General features: G+C 69.0%; 16 protein-coding genes and 3 pseudogenes. 11 read left to right on the forward strand and 8 right to left on the reverse strand.

Features of this window, described 5'->3' with window-relative positions; translation table 11 throughout:
- Nucleotides 1–84 precede the first annotated feature (84 nt).
- Together AQJ46_RS45280 and AQJ46_RS45285 are read right to left on the reverse strand one after the other, a co-directional pair.
- On the reverse strand, nucleotides 85–3,369 hold the full coding sequence (locus tag AQJ46_RS45280; RefSeq protein WP_063803932.1) for a BTAD domain-containing putative transcriptional regulator: 3,285 nt from the start codon (nucleotides 3,367–3,369) through the stop codon (nucleotides 85–87).
- Nucleotides 3,370–3,561: 192 nt separating this feature from the next.
- Nucleotides 3,562–4,104: a monooxygenase family protein gene (locus AQJ46_RS45285; protein ID WP_059211199.1), complete on the reverse strand. Its 543-nt coding sequence runs from the start codon at nucleotides 4,102–4,104 to the stop codon at nucleotides 3,562–3,564.
- A gap of 436 nt (nucleotides 4,105–4,540) precedes the next feature.
- Between AQJ46_RS45285 and AQJ46_RS59535 the strand changes: the two are divergent.
- A pseudogene (locus AQJ46_RS59535) lies at nucleotides 4,541–4,724 on the forward strand (IS256 family transposase); the annotation flags it as partial.
- 424 nt (nucleotides 4,725–5,148) lie between these two features.
- Here AQJ46_RS59535 and AQJ46_RS45290 read toward each other — a convergent pair.
- The 3 genes and pseudogenes from AQJ46_RS45290 to AQJ46_RS45300 all read right to left on the reverse strand — a co-directional run bounded on the left by AQJ46_RS45290 (nucleotide 5,149) and on the right by AQJ46_RS45300 (nucleotide 6,622).
- Nucleotides 5,149–5,640: pseudogene (locus AQJ46_RS45290) on the reverse strand (DUF4188 domain-containing protein).
- A gap of 34 nt (nucleotides 5,641–5,674) precedes the next feature.
- Complete coding sequence (locus AQJ46_RS45295; RefSeq protein ID WP_059211200.1) at nucleotides 5,675–5,884, reverse strand: 2TM domain-containing protein; 210 nt, start codon at nucleotides 5,882–5,884, stop codon at nucleotides 5,675–5,677.
- 15 nt (nucleotides 5,885–5,899) lie between these two features.
- Nucleotides 5,900–6,622: an alpha/beta fold hydrolase gene (locus AQJ46_RS45300; RefSeq protein WP_059211201.1), complete on the reverse strand. Its 723-nt coding sequence runs from the start codon at nucleotides 6,620–6,622 to the stop codon at nucleotides 5,900–5,902.
- A 171-nt stretch (nucleotides 6,623–6,793) separates the two neighbouring features.
- Between AQJ46_RS45300 and AQJ46_RS45305 the strand changes: the two genes are divergently transcribed.
- The 5 genes from AQJ46_RS45305 to AQJ46_RS45325 all read left to right on the forward strand — a co-directional run bounded on the left by AQJ46_RS45305 (nucleotide 6,794) and on the right by AQJ46_RS45325 (nucleotide 16,284).
- Nucleotides 6,794–9,361: an FAD-dependent oxidoreductase gene (locus AQJ46_RS45305; protein ID WP_159064179.1), complete on the forward strand. Its 2,568-nt coding sequence runs from the start codon at nucleotides 6,794–6,796 to the stop codon at nucleotides 9,359–9,361.
- Between the two features lie 217 nt (nucleotides 9,362–9,578).
- Nucleotides 9,579–12,758 carry an ATP-binding protein gene (locus AQJ46_RS45310; RefSeq protein ID WP_059211203.1) on the forward strand — a complete coding sequence of 1,060 codons (3,180 nt, stop codon included), beginning with the start codon at nucleotides 9,579–9,581 and terminating at the stop codon, nucleotides 12,756–12,758.
- Nucleotides 12,742–13,944 (forward strand): aminotransferase-like domain-containing protein, encoded by a 1,203-nt coding sequence (locus AQJ46_RS45315; RefSeq protein ID WP_059211204.1) that lies wholly within the window; start codon nucleotides 12,742–12,744, stop codon nucleotides 13,942–13,944. Before AQJ46_RS45310 ends, AQJ46_RS45315 begins: the two co-directional genes overlap by 17 nt.
- A 52-nt stretch (nucleotides 13,945–13,996) precedes the next feature.
- Nucleotides 13,997–15,361, forward strand: coding sequence for an MFS transporter (locus AQJ46_RS45320; protein ID WP_059211205.1), 1,365 nt, complete (start codon nucleotides 13,997–13,999; stop codon nucleotides 15,359–15,361).
- Nucleotides 15,362–15,558: 197 nt separating this feature from the next.
- The gene (locus AQJ46_RS45325) at nucleotides 15,559–16,284 is read left to right on the forward strand and encodes a hypothetical protein (RefSeq protein WP_159064180.1); all 726 of its coding nucleotides are present in this window, start codon (nucleotides 15,559–15,561) and stop codon (nucleotides 16,282–16,284) included.
- Here the strand turns inward: AQJ46_RS45325 and AQJ46_RS45330 are convergent.
- Both AQJ46_RS45330 and AQJ46_RS45335 read right to left on the reverse strand, forming a co-directional pair.
- Complete coding sequence (locus AQJ46_RS45330; RefSeq protein ID WP_059211207.1) at nucleotides 16,214–16,798, reverse strand: carboxymuconolactone decarboxylase family protein; 585 nt, start codon at nucleotides 16,796–16,798, stop codon at nucleotides 16,214–16,216. The genes AQJ46_RS45325 and AQJ46_RS45330 overlap by 71 nt on opposite strands.
- A 16-nt stretch (nucleotides 16,799–16,814) precedes the next feature.
- Nucleotides 16,815–17,378 (reverse strand): cupin domain-containing protein, encoded by a 564-nt coding sequence (locus tag AQJ46_RS45335; RefSeq protein WP_059211208.1) that lies wholly within the window; start codon nucleotides 17,376–17,378, stop codon nucleotides 16,815–16,817.
- A 326-nt stretch (nucleotides 17,379–17,704) separates the two neighbouring features.
- On the opposite strand from AQJ46_RS45335, the gene AQJ46_RS56710 reads away from it, so the two are divergent.
- The 4 genes from AQJ46_RS56710 (at nucleotide 17,705) to AQJ46_RS45355 (ending at nucleotide 22,225) form a co-directional block, all read left to right on the forward strand.
- Nucleotides 17,705–18,271, forward strand: a complete 567-nt coding sequence (locus AQJ46_RS56710; RefSeq protein WP_059211209.1) for a helix-turn-helix domain-containing protein — start codon at nucleotides 17,705–17,707, stop codon at nucleotides 18,269–18,271.
- Nucleotides 18,272–18,379: 108 nt separating this feature from the next.
- Nucleotides 18,380–19,183 (forward strand): alpha/beta fold hydrolase, encoded by an 804-nt coding sequence (locus tag AQJ46_RS45345; protein ID WP_059211210.1) that lies wholly within the window; start codon nucleotides 18,380–18,382, stop codon nucleotides 19,181–19,183.
- A 168-nt stretch (nucleotides 19,184–19,351) separates the two neighbouring features.
- Complete coding sequence (locus AQJ46_RS45350) at nucleotides 19,352–20,593, forward strand: MFS transporter (protein WP_059211211.1); 1,242 nt, start codon at nucleotides 19,352–19,354, stop codon at nucleotides 20,591–20,593.
- A 24-nt stretch (nucleotides 20,594–20,617) separates the two neighbouring features.
- On the forward strand, nucleotides 20,618–22,225 hold the full coding sequence (locus AQJ46_RS45355) for an FAD-dependent oxidoreductase (protein ID WP_059211212.1): 1,608 nt from the start codon (nucleotides 20,618–20,620) through the stop codon (nucleotides 22,223–22,225).
- A 48-nt stretch (nucleotides 22,226–22,273) separates the two neighbouring features.
- Here the strand turns inward: AQJ46_RS45355 and AQJ46_RS58880 are convergent.
- Nucleotides 22,274–22,354, reverse strand: a pseudogene (locus tag AQJ46_RS58880) (ATP-binding protein); the annotation flags it as partial.
- Nucleotides 22,355–23,022: 668 nt separating this feature from the next.
- Here AQJ46_RS58880 and AQJ46_RS45360 point away from each other — a divergent pair.
- The gene (locus AQJ46_RS45360) at nucleotides 23,023–23,286 is read left to right on the forward strand and encodes a hypothetical protein (protein ID WP_107117461.1); all 264 of its coding nucleotides are present in this window, start codon (nucleotides 23,023–23,025) and stop codon (nucleotides 23,284–23,286) included.
- Nucleotides 23,287–23,307 lie beyond the last annotated feature (21 nt).

Raw genomic sequence — 23,307 nt, forward strand, 5'->3', positions numbered from 1 at the left:
ACCAACTGCTCGTCGGACACAGGCGCAGACTGTCCCAACTGGGCACTCTCCAAAGGCTCCACGGTCCCCAACTCCACAGCGGTATCAGTCACTTGACGTCTCTCCCATGATCGTCGGATCCGCCGTTAGATTTACACTCCCGAATGGGGCTCCGAGATTCTGGTCGAGATCGGCCAGGAACCTCTCGGCGCGGCGAGCGAAGAGGTGGGCCCCGCGTTCGCCGGATCGGGTGCGGGCTTCGTCGGCGGCGGCTCGCACGACATCGACGGGTTCGCCGCGGGCCTGCAGCAGGCGCGCGCGCAGTAGCAGGAGAAGCCCTTCGGCGTAGCGTTGGCCGTGGGCTTTGATGGCCTGGTCGGCCTGGTCGAGGGCGGAAGCGGCCCGGTCGGGCAGCTCGGCTGCCAGCCACATCTCGGCGACCAGTCCGTACCAGTAGGCGAGGCCCCATCTCGGCGGGTCGGCCAGGGTCGCGGCCAGGAGCTGTTCGGCCTTGGCCGCGGCGCCGGCCGGGTCATCGCCGGTGAGGGCACGGGCCCAGTACCAGTCCAGCCGTATATAGGTTTCCTGGGCGACACCGGGAAGGTCGGCGCTGGCCGCGACCCACCGTTCGGTCGCTTGCATCGCCCAGTCCGCGTCACCGGCCATCGAGGCGGCCATGGTCTGGTAACGGGTCCAGCCCGACATCTCGAAAAGGTCACCCTCGGCCTGGTACACCGTGCCGAGCAGGGACCGCCCCGTCTCGACATCGCCATGCAGCGAGGTAATGACCCCCAAATAGCCGATCCACTCATCGGGGATCCGCCAGCGTCCACGGTCGTCACGGCGTCGAATCGGGACACCCCCGACCTGGTCGGCAAGGTGGTACAGACTTTCTTGAGCCGGTCCCGGGTGCGGGTCGGCCGAGTTCGCGAGCAGCGAGGCAACATCGTCCGCAGTGGTACGGCCCAGCCAGCTGAAACACTGATACGCCGCGCCGATGTCGCCGATATCCCAGTGGTACAGGCCCCAGGCCTGCCGGCCGTACGCCTGGATTTTCGGGTCCGCGGACGCCTGGCCTTGCTCATGCAGCCGGCGAGCCCACATCCCACGGTCTTTCTCGGTGGAGACGTAGGCCCCGGTCATCCGATAGAAGAGAAACTCGGCCTCGGCCGTCTCGCGGCCGAGTCTGCGGGCCAAGTATGCGCCCCGTTCCAGCAGATCGTACGTCGAGCCGCCCATTCCCGGAGGCTCGACGGCGAGGAGGTTGAGCAGCGCCAGGACGGACAGTTCGATCTCCAGCAGCCCTGCTGTCCGGGCGATCTGGATGGCCGATTCCAGGTTCCGATAGGCGGCCGCGAACGCGAGCTTGGTCGCCGCGCGGCGACCGGCGCGTGCCAGTGCCTTCGCGGTGCGACCCGGGTCGGCCAGGGGGCCGGCGGCCCACAGGTGGTAGGCGAGGCGTTCGGCGACGGACTCGTCGTCGGCGTGGATGGGTTCGAGGGCGTCGGCGACACACAGATGCAGCTGGACGGCCTGCTGCCGCGCGGTGGTCTCGGTGATCGACTCGCGGATCAGGTCGTGCGCGAAGTGCCACGAGAACGGGTCTTGCGGCTTGGCCTCCAGGAGACCGAGTTCTTGCAGCGGTTCGAGGCGTTCGAGGCACTCCGCGATCTCGACGCCCATCGTGCGGGCGAGCAGGTCGAGGTCCACGTCGCGGCCGATGACCGCGGCGGTGCGCAGCAGGCCGTGAGCGCTGTCGTCGAGGCCGGTCATCCGATCACGGACGACGTCTCGCACGGTGGCCGGCACGCCGGCTGGTGCGGATGCGCCGCCGTCGCCGAGCGAACCGCCCTCGCTGAGCAGCCGGGACAGCTCCTGGACGAAGAACGGATTGCCGGCGGTGCGAGCATGGATGCCGCGGGCGACTTCGGCGCCGGGCTCGCGGCCAGTTTCGCGGCGGATGAGCTCGGTCACGTCGGTCAGGCCGAGCGGGCCGAGCCGGATCCTGCGGTGGCCGGGCAGCCGGCCGGCCGTGGCCAGGACCCGCGACAGGCTGGAGCCGGGTGCGGGTGCGCGATCGCGTAGCGCTCCGATGATCACCGTGCCGGTGGGCGGCCGGGCCGTCAGGTGGCCGAACAACTGGAGTGAGGCGGCGTCGGCCCACTGCAGGTCATCGACGATCAGCAGCATGGGCTGTTGCGCCGAGGCCTGCCCGACGACGGTGACGACCTGCTCGAACAGGCGGAACTGTGCACGGCTGTCGGGAATCGCCGACCCGGTGGCGTAGTCGTCTGGAGATTGGAGGAGTGCGCCGAGCTCGCTGGCGAGCCACTTCTCCCGCAACGGTGCGGGCAGGCTGTCGAGAATCGGGCGGAGTGTCTGTTCCCAGGGCCACATTGACGGTGTTCCGTCGCCTTCCAGGCACGAACCCCAAACGACCAGCGCGCCACGCCGACTCGCTTCTGCAGCGATCTCCTGCAGTAGCCGGGTCTTGCCCACGCCCGGCTCCCCTTGGACGATGCCGAGCGCCGCACTGCCGGTGAAAGCCTTCTCGACGGCTTGGCGCAGTACGGCGAGTTCCTCGACCCTGCCGACGAGGCCGGCTTCCTTCCGCGCCGAAGCGCCGGCCGTACTCGCCACGGGCGGCGAGGTCTGGGGCTGCGTCAGCACTTGCAGGTGTGCGGCCCGTATTTCCGGACCGGGATCGATGCCGAGTTCGTCGGCGAGGCAGGCGCGGACGCTGTGGTACGCCGACAGTGCCTCGGCCCGGCGTCCCGCGGCCCCCAGGGTGGTGATGAGACCGGCGTGGACGGGTTCGTGGAACGGCGAGGTCGATGCGGCGAGTTGCAGCGCCGACAGCACCGATGCCGGTCGGCGCAGCGACACGGCCAGCTTGGCCGCTTCGGTGCACGCGGTGTGGAACTCGTCGTCGAGACCGGTGAAGATCGGCAGTGCGGTCGACCTGTGGGTGAACCCGTCGCCCGCCCGACCCCGCCAGAGACCGAGCGCTTCGACATAGCGGTCGAGCGCCGTTTCCTGGCGTTGCTGTGCCATGGCCTCTTTGGCGGTCGCAACGAGTTCTCGGAAGGTGAGGAGGTCCAGGGCGCCGGGGGCGGCGGAGAACAGATAGGCGTTGCCGCGGCGGTGCAGGTAGGAGCCGGTTTCACGGGCGGGGATCGCGGGTTCGAGCAGTCGCCGCAACGCGCCGACGTATTTGTGGATGATGTTGAGCGCGCTGTTGGGTACGTCATCGCCCCAGATCAGGTCGATCAGCTCGCTCGTGCTGGTCGGCTGGCCGGCGCGGGCCAGCAGCAGCGCCAGGAGGTATGCCTGTTGTGGTGGCCCGGCATCCAGTTCGACACCGTCGCGCCAGATCCGTAGCGGGCCCAAGATCTGCAGATATGGTGAGGATCGGCCGGCCGGCTGATCCTCACCGCCAGAGGGGACTACGGGGACTGACACCGCGGTACCTCTCGCCTCCGGAGCGGCCATCGCTGGAAGCTTATCGTTTCGCTCCCGTCCGGCGGGAGTGACTTCCGAGGTGCAGACGGGAGCCGTTCCGGACGCCGAGCCGACGCTATATCAAGCCGTTCCGTCGGTGGGTTCCGGCTGGGCGTCGGGCGTGTAGAGCTCTTCCTCGCTGACGACCGGTGCGGCGGTTTCTTCAGGACGTCCGACTCGCGTGGCCGAGCCGAACAGGTGGCCGCGCGCCGGCCGCACGGGGGCGAAGGAGGCGAAGCCCCGACGGCTCGGGATGTCGTCATACACCGCCTCCATACCGCCGCGGATCAGGTACGTTTCGTGCCAGAATCCGGTGCCGCCGCTGTCGCGCAGGAAATCTCGCCACCAGCGCCGGTGCGGTTCGGACCGCGCCCATGACAAGAGCGAAGGCAGGTCGCGCCAGTACTGGCGGATGCCGACGTGCATGGGGAACAGCGACCACAGCAGCGACTCGTGCGACAGCAGGCCTTCCGGCTGGTCTTTCCCGGATTGACCGATCTGCGGGCCGTAGCCGGCCAAGGTGCGTAGGCCGTAGAGCCGATTGACTCGCATACCGAGGTAGACGACCACGAGGTCGGGATACGGAGTGAGGTCGACTGTCTGCCGATTGACGCGCGTAGGCATCGCTGGTGCCTCCTTGGCTCGTTGGGTGACGAGCCAAAGCTAGTGACGGGCACGGAATGGACACTTGACGTCGACTGAATGCGCGGGCGGCGGCATCCGTGCGGTCGCACTCAGCTGTGGAGTTCGGCGAGCAGGCCGCCGACGCGTGCGCACAGCAACCCTCTGCCCAGGCGGAGTTTGCAAACGTTGGATCGCGGTCCCCGGAGGGGTCCACTCCACGTCAATTGGAGGGCGCCGGTCTCTCGGTATGCGGCGGCGTTAATTGAAGGACCGCTACTACAAGACATCCCGCAAGTACCAGTTCCAGCGGGACCAACACCCACGCAGTGCAACGGCGTTGCCGCCGAGCGGCGTAGGGGATTTCCACGGTTGAGTGCGCGGGTCCCGCCTCCTGGCGTGCACCCGTCGGCTGGTGAAATTCCCTACTCAACTGTAGTCATTACGTTCGGCAGATGGTCTTGAACTCGTCCGCGAGGTGGCCGAGCGGCTGCCGCAGGAACTGATCGAGGCCGAGGGGAGTGTGAAGATCAGGGACCACGCCGGCTGGCGACCTCAAGCTCGCGATCCCGAAGCTGCGGCGGGCAGTTTCTCCCCCGTCCCTACAGGAGAGCCACGCTCGAAGTTGGCCCGCGTGACATCCGCCGATGTAGACACTCAGCCATCACCCCACTGCGGTGATCGTTCCGGCCAGAGCGCTGCATGCCCTGGTAGGGCGTGTGCCGCGGGCGGTTCGCAGGGGCGTGTGATCCGCCCACATCACGTCCGCATGATCTTCCAGGCTTGCTGGGGCTTCGATGGGCCCCACGGACCAAGACTGCGCCGACCAGCCCTGGCGGATGCCGCTCGGACAGATCACTCCCTTACCTCTGAAACTCCCCACCATGTTGCTGGAGTGGTGGAGTTGAACGTGAACAGCAGGCGTCGGCGCTGGTGCTGTTCGTTCAGGCTTCGGCTGTCTGCGCTTTTGCTTGTCGATCCGCGCCTGGCCATTCCTCGTGATTTCCCTGTAGCTCAAGGCGGTTCAGTTCCTCGCGGGACGGACGCCTACTCCTTCGCCGCACTCAGCCGCTGGGCCGCCGTATCCCCGCGGCGGCCGACCGGCACGACACCCGTCGCGGCAGCGAGGCCGTATGCGGGCATGTCGTCGTACACCGTTTCGTAGGAGCCTGCCGGGACGATGAACGTCTCGTGCCAGATACCCACGTGTCCCTTCCCGGCACGTGCTCGTCGGTTGAACGCCGTCCATGCGGGCCGGTGTTCCTTGTCCTGCTGGTGGGCGTACGCGAGGAGCCGTTCCTTGTCGGTTCAGTACTGGACGACGTAGAACTCCCGGAGCCCTCCGTAGAGCACCTTGTAGCCGAGCAGCCCGCTGCTCTTCTCCTGTGAGAGCTCGCGCAGCATGCGTGGCATCGACATGAAGGTCGGCAACCAGCTGGAGAATGCCAGGAGTCGGTTGATGCGCAGCCCGATGTGGAAGACGACGACATCGCCTTCGGCGGCGGCAGTGTTGCGACCCGGAACCACTTTCCCGGACATGATCCTGCTCTGGGACTCGTTGCGATGGTTCAGATCATGACCGGGCGAGTGATCGGAACTTCGAACGAATCGCCAAGAAGTGGATCAGCAGCCCGATACCCCAGCCCAGAATCGACCACAGAGGCCAGAAGAAGTGGTCGGATGTGAGAATCGCCCACAGCACCACCTGGGCTGCATTGGCGATGACGTACCAGAAAAGGTGGATCCGCAGGCCCCACCTCATGGCCTTTTCGCTCTTGTGCATTTTCCCTCCCGTGGATCATCGGATCGAGGTCTGCTCCCGCACGGCCGTCTCGATGAGGCCCACCGCCGCACCCGGCCGGGAGACGAACACCATGTGCGAAGCACCCTCGACCACCTGGGTCTTCGCGCCGGAGCGCTGGGCCATGAACTCCTGCGTCGCCGGGGGGATGATCCTGTCGGCGCCGCTGATCAGGTTGTAGTTCGGGATCGTGTGCCACGCCTGTGGACCGGTGGCGGGCTCGCCCAGGGCGGCGCCGGTGGCCGGGCGTTGCGTGATCGAGTAGAAGGCGGCCTCCTCCGCGGACACGTCGGCCGCGAAATGGGGGTGAAAGACCTTCGGGTCGATGTAGAGGTCCACCTGTCCGTCGGGCAGCGGCACCGGCTTCAGGGACTCGCCCACGGTGCTGCCCGGGAACTTCTCGACCAGTGCCTGCGCGCTCTCGCCCGTCTCCGGCACGAACGCCGCCAGGTAGACCAGTGCCTTCACTTTCGTGTTTCCCGCGGCGGCAGTTGAGATGACCGCACCGCCGTACGAGTGCCCGACCAGCACGATCGGTCCCTCGATGCTGTCCAGCAGCGCCCTGACCTGAGCCGCGTCAAAGGCGAGCCCCCGCAGTGGATTCGGCGCGGCGACCACTGGATGGCCGTCGGCGACAAGTCGCTTGGCGACGGCGTTGAAGCCGCTGCCGTCGGCAAAGGCTCCGTGTACGAGCACGATCGTCGGATTCCCGCTCACCATGGGCCAACCTTTCCTTCGGATGACGGCCGACAGAAAGCTATGGCGTCGCACTGGACGGGAATTGAATGCGCCCGGGACCTGGTTCCGGGCGGGCTTCACTGGTCATTCAGTCGACGTCAAGCCGGTTCGACCAATCTGAGCGCCTCGGAGGACAGACGACTGGGGGTGCCGATGGGGTCGGACGAGGAAGTCGATGTCGTTGTGATCGGGTCGGGTATGGGCGGTCTCGCGGCGGCGCGCACGATCGCGCAGTTCGGCGGGAAACGCGTTCTCGTCCTCGAACAGCACTACACGCTCGGCGGGATGACGCAGGAGTTCTCCCGCGCCGGCCGATACCGCTTCGGCACCGGGCTGCATTACATGAGTGCGAGCGCCGGCCCGTTCCTCGGGTTCATGACGGACGGAAGGGCGCAGCTCTCGCCCCTGCCGGACGAGTACGACGCGCTGCACTTCCCGGGGTTCGATTTCGCCGTCCCCGCCGGGAAGGAGCGGTTCCGTGAGCGTCTGAAGGAACGGTTCCCTGCCGAGTCCGACGCGATCGACCGATTCTTCCGGACCACGCGCTGGGCCATGGCCGGGCTGACCGCGCGCAATGTCCTCGCATCGTTCCCCGACGGCGTACGAAAAGCGGGCGCGCCCATCGTCGAGCGGCTCTTCCCGTCGGCCTTCCGATCGTTGCGGGACCAGGTCTCCCGCAGCTTCCGCGATCCGCGTCTGCGGGCCGTGCTGGCCGCGCGATGGGGGCTGTACGGCACTCCGCCGGCGTCGAGCGCGTTCGGGTATCACGCGGCGGTCCCGCTGACCTTCTTCATGGAAGGCACCGCACACCCCGTGGGCGGCCCGCAGGAACTCAACCGGGTCGTGCTGGACATGCTGCGGCGGTACGGCGTGGTGCTGCGCTCCCGGCAGAGGGTGCACGAAGTCGTCGTCGAGGGCGGCAAAGTGGCCGGCGTCGACGTCGAGGACACCACCACCGGCCGCCGCTACCGGGTGCGGGCGGACACCGTCGTCTCGGCGACCGGAGTGCGCAACACGTATGCCCTGATCGGGAAGAGCCACGAACTGGCGGATCTGCCCGAGGAACGGTCGGCGGTCATGCTGTTTCTCGGACTGGACCGGTCGCCGGCCGAGTTCGGACTGCGCGGCGAGAACCACTGGTTCATGCCGGATCTCGACGACCACGACGGCGTTCAACGCCTTCCTGGGGAAGGCACGCTGTACGTGTCGTTCGCGTCGCTCAACAATCCGGCCGCCCGGTTCCACACGGTGGAGCTGCTGGAACTCGTCGATCCCAAGGTGGTCGACGAGTGGCGCGGGACGTCCGGGAACGAGCGGCCCGAAAGCTACCGGAAGTTCAAGGACGAGCTGACCGGGCGGCTGATCGCCCGCCTGGAGGAACGCTGGCCCGGATTCCGGGAGACGATCGCGTTCGCCGAACTGGCGACGCCGCTGTCGTTCGAGACCTATCAGCACAGCGTGCGGGGATCCTTCTACGGACTCGCAGCGACTCCCCAGCGGTTGCGCTCGGCGCGGGCGGGATGCCGTACTCCGGTCAAGGGCCTCTTCGTGGCCGGGCAGGACGCCTGGGGGTCCGGCGTCGTGGGGGCGCTGGCCGGCGGGTTGATGGCGGCGAACGCTGTCCTGAAACCGCGGCAGCTCGGGACGATGTGGCAGGCCATCCGTTCCGGCGGAACGACCCGGGATCCGGCCACGCCCTGGGAAGGCTATCTGCGCGTGGCCGGCATCGAGGTGCTGACCCCGACGGTCCGGAGGATCCGCTTCGAACCCCTGGACGGGGGCGTGGTGCCGTTCTCGTTCACCGCCGGGCAGTATGTGAAGGTCGAACTGCCCGTCGCCGTCGAGCCGATCGAACGGTCGTACTCGATCTGCAGCGGTCCGGGGGAGAGCGGCTTCTTCGAGATCGCGGTGAAGCACGAGCCGGACGGGCTGGGTTCGGGGTTCCTGCATGAGGAACTGGAGGTAGGGCTGGCGTTGCGGGTGAGCGGCCCGCACGGTGAGTTCATCTGGGAGCCGGGCACCGACGCTGAAACGCTCCTGCTCATCGCCGGGGGCGTCGGGATCACCCCGCTGATGAGTGTGCTGCTCGCGGCCGCCGACGTCGGTCACACGGGGCGGATCGTCCTGCTGGCGAGCTACCGGACCGAGGCCGAGGTGCTGTTCGGGCCGGAGATCGAGGCGCTGCGGTCACGGTTGCCGGGGCTGGAGGTGTCGGTCTTCGCGACCGATCGACAAGGGCGGATCGGCTACGACGAGTTGCTGCCCCACGCGGGCCCGGCGACCCGCGTGCACCTGTGCGGGCCGGCGCCCATGATGCAGGACCTGATCGGTCGCCTGAGAGAACTGGGGGTGCCGCCAGAGGCCATCCGCACCGAGGCGTTCGTGTCGGGCCGGAGCAAGGAGACCCGCCGGGAGAAGGCGCACACCATTGCTGCCGCCGCTGCGGCGGCCGGTGTCACGGAGTTCGTGATCGGCACGGATGGCGGTGGCCCGGCGTTCTCGTGCAGCCCCGGGCAGTCGGTCCTCGACGCCGCCAACGCCGTCGGCGTCGCGCTGCCCCAGTCGTGCGGCGAAGGCGCCTGCGGTACCTGTCGGGTGCGGGTGCTCTCCGGCGCCTACGAGACCGACGACCGGGGGATGTTCTCCGCCGACGAGTTGGCGGCCGGCTGGCGGCTGGCCTGCCAGACACTGCCCACCGAGGACCTGGTGATCGGCCAGTAGGGCGGAACCGGTGAGCGTTACTGCATGTGCCGGTGGCGCATGGCCCGTCGGGAGGTATCCGCCGCGATGGTGACGGTCATCTCTGGTCGTTTCTGGTTGTTTGCTTTGCCTTTCCAGTCAGCAATTCTTGGTAATCGCTTTGTCTGCCACGGAACTTGAGCGACCATGGACGGCGAATGGCGGCGAAGGCCGGCCAAGGCTGGGAACGGGAAAAGGAATGACTTCCTCCGCTGCGTCTCTGCGGCTGCAGGTTCTCGGTCCGTTGCGGATCTGGCGCGACGGCGTCGAACTGGACCCCGGCCCTCGGCAGCAGTCGTATCTGCTCGCGATCCTGCTCGCCCGCGCGGGCAAGCCGATCAGTACGAGCGAGTTGGTCGACCTGATCTGGGCCGAGGACGTCCCGGCCTCGGCGGTCAACATTCTCCAGAAGTACGTCGGCGCGTTGCGACGGCTGTTCGAGCCTCTGCTGCCCGTCCGTGAAGCCGGTTCGTTCCTCCACCGTCGCGGCAATTCCTACCTCTTCGTCGCCGGCTCAGCCACGCTGGACCTCGTCGCCTTCCGTGAACTCGTCGATGCCGCCAGGGCTGCGCTGACTCGGCACGAGCACGAGGCGGCCCTCGATCACTACGTCGGAGCGCTCGGGCTCTGGCACGGCTCGGCGGGCGACGGTATCGCCGAGGGAACGCTCGCCGCGACCGTTTTCGCCGCACTCGACAACGAGTTCTACGAAGCGTGCACGGCGGCGGCGGGCCTTGCCGTGTCGACAGGCCAACCGGAGCGGGTGCTCGCGGCTCTGCAACTGGCCGCATCGATGGCACCGTTCAACGAAGCCGTGCTGGCCAGTCTCATCGGCGTGCTCGGCGCCGCAGGCCGCCAGGCGGAGGCGCTGTCGGTGTTCCGCCAGGCCCGCGACCGGCTCGCCGAGGAACTCGGCATCGACCCGGGTCCGGCGCTGGAGGATGCCCAGCGGCGGATTCTCACGCAGACCCCGGCGTCGACGCTTGCGCGGAAGACGGACGAGGAGGTCGGGCGGACCACGGGGGCCACCTTGATCGGCCGGGCCGAGGAACTCGCCACGCTCCGGCGCGTCGTGGAGCGCGCACTCGCCGGCGACAACGCGATCGGCGTCGTCGAAGGCGAACCGGGCGCGGGCAAGACCCGGCTCCTGGAGGAGGCCGCCGCCGAGGCGGGCCGGCTGGGCGCACTCACCGTCTGGGGCTCCTGCCTGGAGGGCGAGGGGACACCGGCGATGTGGCCATGGGAGCAGGCGCTGAGCCAGGTCGTCCACAGTCTGCCCGCTGCGGCGAGCGAACAGTGGCTCACCGGCGGGCTGGGCAGCCTCCTCGCGACGCGGGACGACGCTACGCGGGAACTCCCCGACGGCAACGCCCAGTTCCGGCTGTTCGAGCAGGTCGTCGCCCTCGTCGGACAGGCCTCGGCGCGACGGCCGATGCTCCTGATACTCGATGATCTCCAGTGGGCCGACGTCACCTCCCTGCAGTTGTTGCAGCACCTGGCGGAACGGCTGCCCCAGGGCGCCGCGCTCATCGGCGCGCTACGTGACCGCGCACCCACACTCAGCCCTGACCTTTCCCGGGTGCTGGCCGCTGCCAGTCGACGCCCCGGCCACCGCAGGTTCCGCCTCGGCCCGCTCGACCCGGCCGACGTGGCCGAACTCATCCGCAACGAGGCGGGCCAGGATCCCGGCGACGCCGTCGCCCGCGCCATTCACGCCCGTACCTCCGGCAATCCGTTCTTCGTCCGCGAACTGTCCCGGTTGCTCAGCGGGGTCGGTGCGATCGGCGACGGGGACGCGTCCGCAGCGGCCGGGGTCCCCTCCACCGTCCACGACGTCGTCCGCGACCGGATGTCCGGGCTCGACGACCACGCCCGCGACCTGCTGCGGGTGGCCGCCCTCATAGGCCGCGACGTCGACCTCAGGCTGCTGTCCCGCGCCACCGGTGTGGACGTCGCGGACTGTCTGGACCGCCTGGAACCGCTGCATACGCTCGGGCTGCTCGAACCCGGACCGCAGGATCCGTCCTCACTCCGCTTCGCGCACGACCTGGTGCGCGAGTCGGTCTCCGAGACCGCGACGACACAGCAGGTCACCCGGTTGCATCTGCGCGTCGCGGACGCCCTCGAACAGATCCACGCCGACGACGAGGACGTCGCCGAACGCCTCGCGTACCACCTGTGGGCCGCCGGCCCCCTCGCCGAGCCCGGTCGCACCGCGCAGGCGCTGATCCGTGCCGGCCGCCGCGCGGCGGCCAAGCTCGCCTTCGAGTCCGCCAACCGACAGCTGCGCTCCGCCGTACAGGTCACCCGGGCTTCAGGACTCATGGAGCTGGAGTTCTCCGCCCTCACGCTGCTTGCCATCGTCGTCAGACGACAGTCGGGATACGACGCCTCGACCTTCGATCTGCTGGGGCGCGCCGAATACCTGGCCCGCACCCTCGGCCGGGAGGCGGAGGCCGCAGACTTCCTCTTCATCCGGCTGATGGGCGCCTACACCTCCATCGAGAAGGACCGCGGGCAGTTGGCCCGCCGCATGCACGAGCTCGGTCAGGCGTCCTCCGCCCCCGCCGTCCGACGCTACGGCCGGCAGGCCTGGGGCCTGCACCAGTGGGACATCGGCAACATCGGCGAGGCATACCGGGCCTTCAGCAAGGAGGATGTCGCCGCGGACGGCGACACCGTCGCCCCGGACAAAGAGACACCGCTCCGGCGGGACGGCAGCATTCCCGGGGAAGGACCCGGCTGGCGGGCCGTCATGACCGCGCTGCACGGTGATGCCGACACGGCGCTGGCCTTCGTCGACACCTGGGACACCCCGGGGGACCCGTACGCGGCCTCGGTCTGGGTCTACTACACGACCATGATCGCTTCCATGGCCGGGGACGCCGAAACGGCACGGCGAGCCGGCGAGCGGTGGGTCGCCGCCGGCCTCGCCCGCCTCAGTGCCCACATCGATCACTACATCCGGCAGTTCTGGTGCTGGGCGCGCGCCCTCACCGGCGAGGATCCGGCCGGAGCCGCGGCCGAGGCCGAGGAACTCCTGGCCGCCCACCTGCTCGATCCGCCGCAATGGGGCATTGCCTACCACTACGCACTGATCGCCGAGATGTGGCTGGCAGCCGGATCGCCCGACCGAGCCGAAGCCGCTCTCGACCGAGCCGACCAGGCAATCTGGGACTACGGCCAGCGCTACGCCGAAGGGCTGCTCCTGCTGCTGAAGGCGCGCCTGCTGCAGGCCCGCGGTGCACCCCTCACCGCTGTCCGGGCCGCCGCCGAACGCGCCTACAGCCAATCCACCGCACGTGAGGCGCACTTGTTCGCGCGACGTGCCGAACGACTCCTCTCCGGACCGGAGGCAATGCATGACCGCAGGCCCTGATGAGGAACAGAGCGGGCTGACGGCCCTGGCCCGTGGGCTCTCGGCGCCGAAGGGCTTTGTCGATGCCAGCCTGGCCGCCCCTGCCCCCGGAACCATTCGCCTGCTGGGTGGCATCCCCGCGCCCGAGGCTCTGCCCGGTGAGGCGATCGGCCGGGCATCGGCGCAGCTGTGGCAGGACCCCGACGCCGCGATCGCGTCCCTCCAGTACTCGCCGGCGCGCGGATCCGCCGCGCTGTGCGACTGGATCGCGAAGCGGGAGGGCGTCGACCCGAGCCGGATCGTGGTGACGAACGGTGGCATGCACGGCCTCGCACTGGCGGTGCTGACCGTGGTCGAACGCGGTGCCACCGTCGCGGTGGACGATCCGGTGTTCCCGGGTTTCCTGTGGGCCCTGGAGGTGGCGACGACGCGGATCCTGCCGGTACCGGTCGTGGCCGACGGCTTCGATGTCGAACACCTCGCCCGGCGGCTCGCCGACGGCGCCCGGATCGCCGCCGCCTACACCGTGCCGGACTTCCACAACCCCGCCCAGGTCAGTCTCTCGGCGCCGAAGCGACAGGCACTGGTCGAGCTCGCCGAGCGGTACGGCTTCTACGTGATCATCGACGATCCGTATCGCGAACTGCGCTTCGGCGGCCAGGACCAGGGTGTCACGGTCTTCCACCAGTCGGATCGGGCGATCCACGTCAACACCTTCACCAAGACCCTCGGCCCCGGCTGGCGCGTGGGCTGGCTGGTGCTGCCGGACCACCTCGTGGACCCGGTGATCCGGCTGCGCAACCGCCTCGACGTACACACATCCTCGGTGACCCAGGCGATAGTCGAGAGGCTGCTCACCGACGACCCCCAATGCTTCGACCGGATCGTGCGCGGCGCCACCGCGCTGTACCAGGAACGCGCCGGCGTGCTGATCGACGCCCTGCAGGAACAACTCCCGGGCGCCTTCGACATCGTGGCCCCCGAAGGCGGGCTGTTCCTCTGGCCCCGGCTCACCGACGACGCCGTGGACCCGGCGGCGCTGTTCCGGCGGGCGGCCGCCCACGGCGTGCTCTACCAGCCGGGCGAGTTCTTCGCGGCGGACCCCCGGCAGCGGCGGCCTTCGGACCGGCACCTGCGATTCGCCTACAGCGACCGCACTCCGGAAGAACTGCGGGAGGCCGTACGCCGACTGGCCGTGGCTTTCTGAGGAGGCAAGCGAGCAACGACAGTCCCCTTGGCGGACTACCGGAAGGCTTCTGATGACCAACGTTCGGCTCCCCCTCCGCGCACTCGTCCCGTTCGCCGCCGGTTCGATCGGCATGGGCATCTGGGTCACCGTGCCCGGCATCTTCCTGCTGTACTTCCTGACCGATGTGCTGGCCGTGCGGCCGGACGCGGCCGGCCTCGCGCTGCTCCTGCCGAATGTCGCCAATGTCGTGCTGCACCCGTGGGTGGGCCGGATCTCCGATGCCAACCTGGCCACCATCGGTCACCGCCGGCAACTGATGTCGGTCGGCTGCGTTGTGGTGCTCGCCTTCGTGGCCATGTTCGCCGTGCCGTCGGACCTGCACGGGACAACCGCTGCGATATGGGTCGCGGTGGCGCTGGTCACCGGCAACCTGCTCTACTCGTGCTACCAGGTCTCCTATCTCGCCACACCGGCCGACCTGGGCATCGGTTACCACGAGCGGACCCGCCTCATGGGCTACCGCAGTGTCGTGATCACCGTGAGCGTCCTGCTCGCCGGAGTGGCCGCGCCGGTGGTCGCCGGCGACGATCCGGGCGTCGGCGCCTATACGAGAATGGCTCTGTGGCTCGGCGCGGTCATGTTCGCGGCGATGCTGGTCGGCATCACCGGCGTCGCGCATCTCAACCGGGCCGCGCCGGGCACCCCGGCCGGGCCCGGGCGCCGGGGCGGGCTGGTGGTGGCGCTGCGCGACCGGCAGTTCCGTGCGCTGACCGCGTCGTATCTGACCGTCGGGATCACGATGCACCTGGTACTGGCCGCCATGCCGTACTTCGCCGAGTACGAGCTGGGCCGCTCCGCGCTCACGACCGTGCTTATCGCGGCGTTCATGGGGCCGGCGGTCCTGACCACGCCCCTGTGGGTACTGGTGGCCCGGCGTCTCGGCAAGCAGCGCAGCCTGCTCGCCGCCCAGGCCGCGTTCGTGGGCGGTTCGCTGGTGCTGGCCCTGGGCGCCGCGGCCGGTCTGCCGCTGCTGATCGCAGCCGTGGCCGTGCTGGGCGTCGCGTTCGCCGCGATGCAATTGATGCCGCTGTCGATGGTGCCCGACGTCATCGCCGCCGCCGGGCCGGCCGGTGCCGCCGGCGCGGGCAGCTACACCGGCGTGTGGACCGCCGCCGAGGCCACCGGCGGCGCGTTGGGGCCGTACGTGTACTCGGCCTGCCTGGCCGCGGGCGGGTTCGTGGCCAGTGGCGCGGGTGAGCACACCACGCAGTCTCCCGGCGCGCTGGCGGCCGTCCGCTATGGCTTCACCTTGGTGCCAGCCGTCCTCATGACGATCGCCATCGTGCTGCAACGCCGGTACACCTTGGACAAGCGCGCCCACCCTGCGGCGCCGAGTGCCGTCGCCCAGGAAAAGGCGGAGGGGCAACGGAACTAATGGTGAAGCGGCTCCTGTAGGGCCCCGGATTTCCGTTCAGTGCTCGTCAAGTAACCGGTCCTGCGTTCATCAGCGAGGACACCGGATACCGAAGTAGATATCGACGACGACAACGTGCCGGGCGCTGCGACCCGGCCCAGCAGGAGGGCCCCCTTCGGCGCGATCTGCGGCTGATGGCGGCCGGGATGCTCGCGATGATGACCGCGCTCCACGGTGACACCGACGCGGCGCTGGCCTTGCTCGACACGATGGAGGCCGCCGCGGGGGACGATCCCTACGTGATCACGGTCTGGGCGACCTACTCCGCACGGGTCGCCGCGTTGATCGGCGCCCCCGTGCGGGCACGTCGCGGGGCTGAGCGCGGGATCGCCGCGGACCCCGCGTTCTCGTTCGGCTTACTCGGCGACTACCTGCGGCTGGTCCGGTGCTGGGCACGAGCCGTGACCGGCGGGGATCCGGTCGGCGTAGCCGTGGAGGCGCACGACCTGATCGTCGCGTCGCTCTCCGAGCCGCCACGCTCGGGCCTGGCCACCTGGTACGGGCTCCTCGGCGAGATGTGGCCGGCGGCGGGAAAGCTGGACGAGGCCGACGCGGCGCTCGGCCGGGCGGACTCGGCCATCGACACGTACGGCCAGCGCTACGCCGAAAGCCTGCTGCTTCTGCTCCGGACACGGGTGCTGCGGGCACGCGGCGAGCCGGTCGCCCCCCTCCGGGCCGTCGCCGAGCGGGCGCACGCACTGTCCGTCGAGCGCGACGCCCACCTGGTCGCCCGCCGTGCCGAGGAACTGATGGCCGAGCACTGGGCAGCGACGATCCGCAACGCCGCAATCGCCAGCAGCCACCTCGTCGGCGTCACGGCTGGGCAGTTGACGGTTCCCGACCGGGGACCGGCACGTCGAAGCAGTTCAGCACCATCGCGATGAGGCAGTAGCTGCCGATGAGGAAAACGAGCTCGCCGACCCCATCAGGGCCCAGCAACTGCGTGGCCCGGTCGTATGTGGAGTCCGGCAGTATGCGCCCCGAGGTCAACGCCTTCGCGACGTCGTGGGCGACGGCCTGCTCGTCACTCAGCCCGGAGGGCCGCCCGCCCGCCGCCAGCGTCGCGATCTGTGCCGCCGCAAGACCGACCTCGTCTGCGGTCTGCTCGTGCGCGTACAGCAGGTACCGGGCGCCGTAAGCGGCGCCGACGGTGAGGATCGCCACCTCGCGGACGACGGGGTCGAGGTGAGCCTCGGCCGCGACCGCACGCTGCAGAAACAGCGCCGGAACCCCGAACGCGGGGAAGTGCAGCATCGCCGCGAACGGCCCGACGAGCGCACCGTCGTCGTCGAGGATGACGACGCGGCCCTGCTCCTCGGTGACGAGGCCGGCGATGCCGTCATGCACCTCGCGGAGTGAGGGGTCGAGCTCATCGGGTGGGATGGGGCGAATACGCATACGATGCTCCTCCTTCTCAGAGTCCGTCGGTGTACTGGCCGTCGATGAGTACGAAGGCGACCCGGCAGTTCGCGGCCGACCGGTTCGCCCATGCGTGGTTGGTGCCGCGCTGGATCACGATGTCCCCGGTGCGGACGATGGTCTCGCCCTCGTCGAGGATCAGCGTGAGCTCGCCCTCGACGACGATCCCGTAGTCGATCGTCTGCGTGCGATGCATCAACGGATGCGGGGCGCCGGCGTCGGACCGTGTGGCGTCGGCACCGTCCATCTCCCCGAACTTCTCGGCCGCCTCCGCCCCCGTCAGGTTCCGGATCCGGTCGTCCTCCGGAGGGAAGTCGATCACCCGGATACGAGTGCCACGCTCGGGAGGTCCGAGCACCAGACCGTTCTCCGCCGGCTCACCCGACTGCCGGTCGATGACGGCCGGCGTCTGGCGTGTGTTCCACACCTCGTAGAAGGTCGGGCCACCAGGCCCGCCGATCTCCACCACGCGAGTCGGCGGCGCGTCCTGCGTGATCACCGCACGGCCGGACCCGTCATGGCCGGTCACGATTCTTCGGAACGGTAGTACGGAGCTCATGGGGTAAGTCCTGCTCTTCTCAGCCGATGTGGGCATTCGAGGTCATCGCGTCAGCGGGGTAAGCGGCCCGCTGGGCATGGAATCCGCCGCGCACCGAAAGACTGGCGCCCGCCAGTTGACGTGGAGTTGACCGTCCGTGGACGGCGCCCCGATGTCCGTAAAGTCTGCTTTGGTGTTCGTATCGGGCGATCAGGTCCCGTTGGGAGGGGTCGCCGCGATTGCGGCTGTCACTCTGGTCGATTCTGGTTGCTTGCTTTGTGTTTCCAGTCGGAAATCTTTGGTAATCGCTTTGCCTGCCTCGGGACTTGGGCGACCGCGGACGGCGGATGGCGGCGAAGGCCGGCCAAGGCTGGGAACGGGAGAATGGCTTCCTCCGCTGGGTCTCTGCGGCTGCAGGTTCTCGGTCCGTTGCGGCTGGCGCGACGGTGTCGAGCTGGATCCCGGCCCTCGGCAGCGGTCGTATCTGCTCGCGATCCTGCTCGCGCGCGGGCAAGTCGATCAGTACGAGCGAGCTGATCGACCTGATCTGGGGCGACGGCGCCCCCTCCAGTGCCTTGAACATTCTTCAGAAGTACGTCTGCGCGTTGCGACGGCTGGTCGATCCGCCGCAATGGGGCATCGCCTACCACTGGGCGCTGCTCGCCGAGATGTGGCTGGCAGCCGGATCGCCCGACCGGGCCGAAGCCGCTCTCGACCGAGTTGACCAGACCATGCGGGACTACGGCCAGCGCTACGCCGAGCCGCCGAACGACTCCTCCCAGGACCGGGGGCCATGCCTGACCGCGGGCCCTGAGGGGCAGAGCGGCCCAGGAATGAGAAGCGGGGACAAACTTAATTTCGCCGGCGGGTATTCCGCCGACGTGTATTCCGGCTTTGCGCGAAGGCATGCTTGACAACAACGGAATCGGTGCCCGGATTTCTGTTCAGTGCTCGTCAAGTGGGCGGCTTTACGCTGACCGCGATCACCACCGAGAACACCGGATACCGAAGGGTATACAACCATGACGACAACTCGCCGGGGGCTGTTGGCCGGATCCGCCGCGGTCGTGGTGGGCGCCGCACTCGACGCGCCCGCCGCGCAGGCACACACCGGAAGCGGCAGTGGCAGCGGCCAGAAGCCCACCGTCGTACTCGTGCACGGCGCGTTCGCCGACGCCTCCGGCTGGAACGGGGTCGCCTCCCGGCTCATCCGTGACGGCTATCCGGTCATCGCACCGCCCAACCCACTGCGCAGCGTGTCCTCCGACTCCGCCTATCTGGCCGGCATCCTCGCGACCCTCAGCGGCCCGATCGTCCTCGTCGCGCACTCCTACGGCGGGATCGTCGTCACCAACGCCGCGACCGGCAACCCGAACGTGAAGGCGCTGGTCTACGTTGCCGCGTTCGTGCCCGACCAGGGGGAGACGCTGCTGGGCCTGCAGACGAAGTACCCGGGAAGCAGACTCAGCGAGGAGGCGCTGGACTTCCGTCCCTACGGTGAGGGACTCGTCGACGGCTACATCAAGAAGGAGCTCTTCCACGACGTGTTCGCCGGGGACCTGCCGAAGGCGACCGCCGGGCTGATGTGGGCCGGCCAGCGGCCGGCGGACGTGCGCACCCTCGGGGAGCCGTCCGGCGTCCCGGCCTGGAAGACCATTCCGTCCTGGTATCTCGTGGGCCGCGACGACCAGGTGCTGCCCCCGGCGGCGCAGCGGTTCATGGCGCGCCGGGCCGGCGCGCACACCTTCGAGGCCGACACCTCGCATGTTGTGATGATCGCGCAGCCCGCGGCGACGGCCGCCCTCGTCAAGCGCGCCGCGCGCTGACACCACCGAGCCGACGAGGCCGGCAGGGGCCGGCGATGTTCGAGGGGCTGGGGCGGACGGTGGGTGATCGGGCCGGCTGCGGCCTTCCTGGCGCTCGGCGGCATTGATCCCCCCGTCCCGCACCGGCCCGTACGCCGTCCAACCGACCCTCCTGCCGAGGACGAGACGATGCATCAGCACGCATACGACAGTCAGTGCACCGCCGAGGAGAAGCGGCACACCACCGCGAAGTCGCCCATCAGGAATCCGAAGCTGACGTTGTTCGCACTGGCGTTGGGCACCTTCGCGATCGGCGCCGGCGAGTTCGGCAGCAACGGCATCATCCAGCTGTTCGCGTCCGATCTGGACGTGTCCGTTCCGGTCGCGACCTACGCGATCACCGCGTATGCCTTCGGGGTGATGATCGGCTCTCCGGCGATCACCCTGCTCGCCGCCCGGGTCAACCGGCGCACCCTGCTGCTCGGCTTGATCGGGCTGTTCCTGGTCGGCAACGGGCTCTCCGCCCTGGCGCCGGACATCGTGCTGTTCGTCGTCTTCCGGTTTGTCACCGGCAGCGTGCAGGGAGCGTTCTTCGGCGCCGGGGCCGTCGTCGCCGCGTACGTGTACGGGCCGGGCAAGGGCGGCAAGGCGTTCGCCACCGTGATGGGAGGACTCACCGTCGCCACCATCGCCGGGTCGCCGCTCGGCACCTTCATCGGCCAGCACGCCGGCTGGCGCGCCATGTACGGGACCGTGGTCGCCGTCGGCCTGCTCGCCGGAGCCGCCCTGGTGGCCTGGCTGCCGCGCACCGACGACCTGCGCGGCAGCTCCCTCACGGGCGAACTGGGCGCCCTCAGGCGGCGGGACGTCTGGCTGATGGTCACCGTCGCGGCGCTCGGCATCTCCAGCATCTTCGCCGTCTACACGTTCATCGGCCCGTTCGTCACCGACGCGGCGCTGCGGGACTCCTCGCTCATCCCGATCGCGCTCGCCGTCTTCGGCCTGGGCATGGCGGTCGGCAACCAGGTCGGCGGACGTGTCGCCGACCGGTACGAGAACCGCGGTCTGGTCCTGGGCTACGGCGGTGCTCTGGTGTTCCTCGTACTGATCGGTGTGTCAGGCAGCAACCTGGTGGTTCTGCTGCCCTGCCTCTTCGGCGTCGGCGCCACCATGATGTTAGCCATCCCCACCATCCAGGTCCGGCTGACCGGTTTCGCGCCGGACGCCCCCACCCTGATGGGAACGCTCAACCTGGCCGCCCTCAACCTGGCCAACTGCCTCGGCGCGATCGGTGGCGCCGTCGCCCTCGACGCTGGCTGGGGGACCCTGTCCACCGTGTGGGCCGGCTTCGTCCTCACCACCGTCGGTCTGCTCCTGTATGTCACGACCGTCGCCCGAGTGAAGCCGGCGCCCGTTCCGGTTCGCGCCTGAAACAGCCCTACACGGAGGAATCACGTGAACGACGGTGCGGCAGAGCGCGGGCCGGTCCTGGACGACGAACAGTTCCGCCAACTCGCCGAGTACGGTGAGGTGGAGCACGCCGAGCCCGGCCGGGACCTGTACACGTCCGGCGACGACACCTACGACTTCTTCCTGCTCCGGTCGGCGACCGTGGACATCGTCCGGGATGCGACGGCGATCGAGCCGGAGCGTCTGATCTACCGGGGCGGCCCCGGAGACTTCCTCGGCGAGCTCAACCTGCTGACCGGTCAGCACGTCTACCTGACCGCCCGGGTGGTGATCGCCGGGATGGTCGTCCGGATCCGGTCGGCGATGCTGCGCCGGGCCCTCGCCGAGCAGGTCGACATCGCCGACACCCTGATCGAGGCGTTCAGGGAACGGCGCGAGGTGATCCGCGGGGCGGCAGGCAACGCCCTGGAGATCGTCGGCCGGCCGTACGCCGCGGAGACGCTCGAACTACGCACCTATGCGGCGCAGATGCTCCTGCCGAACTCCTGGCTCGACGCGGCCTCGCACCCCGGACGCTCGCTGATGAGACGGGCGGGGCTCGGCGAGGACGACCTCCCGGCCGCGATGGTCAACGGTTCGCTGCTGAGGCGCGCGACACCCAGAGCTGTTGCCGAGGTGCTCGGTCTCACCTATCGAGCCGACGGGCGCCCGGTCGATCTCGTCGTGGTGGGCGCCGGCCCGGCGGGTCTGGCCGCCGCCGTGTACGGGGCGTCCGAGGGCCTCGTCACCGTACTGCTGGACCGCGCCGGGCTCGGCGGCCAGGCCGCCAAGAGCGCCCGCATCGAGAACTACCTGGGCTTCCCGCACGGAGTCAGCGGCGAAAGCCTGACCCGTATGGCGATGGTCCAGGCGCTCAAGTTCAGCGTACGGATCCACTCGCCCTGCGCGGTCGCCGGCCTGGACCTCTCCGACGAGCGGCGACCGGCCGTCCTGCTGGAGGACGGCACACGCATCCGGTGTCGCGCGGTGATCGCCGCGACCGGGGCCCACTACCGCCACCTCGACCTGCCGCAGTGGACGACCTTCGAGAAGTCCGGTTGCGTCCGGTACGCCGCGACCGAGCTGGACGTCCGAGGCTATGAGGACCAGCCGGTGACGGTCGTCGGCGGCGCCAACTCGGCCGGGCAGGCGGCCCTTTCCCTCGCCGGCCGTGGTGCGACAGTGAATCTGATCGTCCGCGGTACCGATCTCGGAGCCCGGATGTCGTCCTACCTGACCGACCGGATCCGGGCGCATGCGCGGATCCAGGTCCACACCGGCAGCACCATCCGCGAACTGGGCGGCGACGACACCCTCGCGTCGATCGTCGCCGAGAGGTCCGACGGGCGGCGGGACCGGCTGGCCTGCCGCGCCCTGTTCTGCTTCATCGGCGCCGACCCGGTGTCGGGCTGGCTGGACGGCGTGGCCAAGGACCACCACGGCTTCGTCCTCACGGACAGCCGGTCCGGTACGGCCCTGCCGTTCCAGACGAGCGCACCCCGGGTCTTCGCGGTCGGTGACCTGCGCGCGGGCTCGACGAAAAGAGTGGCCACCGCGGTCGGTGACGGTGCCGGCGCCGTCTCCTCCGTCCACGCGGCTCTCGCCGACGACTGACGCATCATTGACCGTGTTCCGGCACACCGTGAAACGTATGTGGGACCCGAGGTCCGGCTGGAAGGAGAAGTCGTACTCGTCGAGCGTTTTGTGGTGCGGCAACTTCGACAGCCGCAGGCCCTGCTGGAACGTGAGATTCCGTCGTGTGTCCGCAGAGTGGAGCGGATGCGGCACGAGGTCACTTGGGCAGTTCTCCGCCCGCTGGTCGACGTCCTGGTGAAGAAGGTGAAAGCGGTGCGCCGGGCAGCCGATGCCGTCCGGCTACACGGCCCGGCCGTCATCCCGCACAAGGACATGGGGATAGGACCCGATAGGCTGCTTCACCTGGAAAGTGCCTCCGACAGGGGCGGGAACAAGGACCTCAGCAATCCTCATTCTCGCTGGTCAGAGGCACTTTCTACTTCCCTGACCGTCTGCCGGACAGCCCGCTTCATGAAAGCGCGAGGCTAAGGTGAAGAGAGCCGTTGCCTGTGGCGGAGACAACTGAGTTGCCGAACTGCGCTTCCTCCAGGGCGAGTTGCTGCGATCATCCACGTGTCACCCGGTGAGCGACACGAACAGAGACATCAGCATGACGTGGCCCTACGCGGCACTAGCCAAGGAAGCAGCCAAGCGCGGAGGGCCCCAAGCACTGCGTTACTTCTACCTCGGGACGCCGGTGCGCAGCCACGGGGACAGCAACCGTCGAAGTCGACCTCGTCGACGGCATGTACGCCCACCCCTACGCCCTGCCCAGGCCCACACTCAGACCCGGACAACTCGCACCCAGGGAGACTTACCCCCTGACCGTTGAGCAGGTGCCGCTCTTTCCCTCAGGGACGTATTGCGCCGAGGCGGCACAGGCCGAAGTCACCGCGCTGGTCGACGACCTGGCGGACGGCGGAACCGGCATGGTGCAGGCCGCATCGCTCCTGGCGAATCAGCTGGTCCACACCTTCGGGATCCCCGAGGCTCACTGCATCACCGCCGCGGGTGAACTCCGTCTCGCGGCATGGCAGTCGGAACAGCGCGAGACCATCAGTGCCTGGGCGCAGCAGCAATCTATCGCGGCAACGGAGTAGCAGCTGCCATGACGGGGGAGT

The organism is Streptomyces canus, assembly GCF_001514145.1.
In the GTDB taxonomy this organism is placed as follows: Bacteria; Actinomycetota; Actinomycetes; order Streptomycetales; family Streptomycetaceae; genus Streptomyces; species Streptomyces canus.

What these genes read in the sequence shown, in the direction of transcription:
- AQJ46_RS45285 (WP_059211199.1), bottom strand. Translation starts at nt 4,104, where the DNA reads ATGCCTACGCGCGTCAATCGGCAGACAGTCGACCTCACTCCGTATCCC.
- AQJ46_RS45295 (WP_059211200.1), bottom strand. Translation starts at nt 5,884, where the DNA reads ATGCACAAGAGCGAAAAGGCCATGAGGTGGGGCCTGCGGATCCACCTT.
- AQJ46_RS45300 (WP_059211201.1), bottom strand. Translation starts at nt 6,622, where the DNA reads ATGGTGAGCGGGAATCCGACGATCGTGCTCGTACACGGAGCCTTTGCC.
- AQJ46_RS45305 (WP_159064179.1), top strand. Translation starts at nt 6,794, where the DNA reads ATGGGGTCGGACGAGGAAGTCGATGTCGTTGTGATCGGGTCGGGTATG.
- AQJ46_RS45310 (WP_059211203.1), top strand. Translation starts at nt 9,579, where the DNA reads ATGACTTCCTCCGCTGCGTCTCTGCGGCTGCAGGTTCTCGGTCCGTTG.
- AQJ46_RS45315 (WP_059211204.1), top strand. Translation starts at nt 12,742, where the DNA reads ATGACCGCAGGCCCTGATGAGGAACAGAGCGGGCTGACGGCCCTGGCC.
- AQJ46_RS45320 (WP_059211205.1), top strand. Translation starts at nt 13,997, where the DNA reads ATGACCAACGTTCGGCTCCCCCTCCGCGCACTCGTCCCGTTCGCCGCC.
- AQJ46_RS45325 (WP_159064180.1), top strand. Translation starts at nt 15,559, where the DNA reads ATGACCGCGCTCCACGGTGACACCGACGCGGCGCTGGCCTTGCTCGAC.
- AQJ46_RS45330 (WP_059211207.1), bottom strand. Translation starts at nt 16,798, where the DNA reads ATGCGTATTCGCCCCATCCCACCCGATGAGCTCGACCCCTCACTCCGC.
- AQJ46_RS45335 (WP_059211208.1), bottom strand. Translation starts at nt 17,378, where the DNA reads ATGAGCTCCGTACTACCGTTCCGAAGAATCGTGACCGGCCATGACGGG.
- AQJ46_RS56710 (WP_059211209.1), top strand. Translation starts at nt 17,705, where the DNA reads ATGGCGGCGAAGGCCGGCCAAGGCTGGGAACGGGAGAATGGCTTCCTC.
- AQJ46_RS45345 (WP_059211210.1), top strand. Translation starts at nt 18,380, where the DNA reads ATGACGACAACTCGCCGGGGGCTGTTGGCCGGATCCGCCGCGGTCGTG.
- AQJ46_RS45350 (WP_059211211.1), top strand. Translation starts at nt 19,352, where the DNA reads ATGCATCAGCACGCATACGACAGTCAGTGCACCGCCGAGGAGAAGCGG.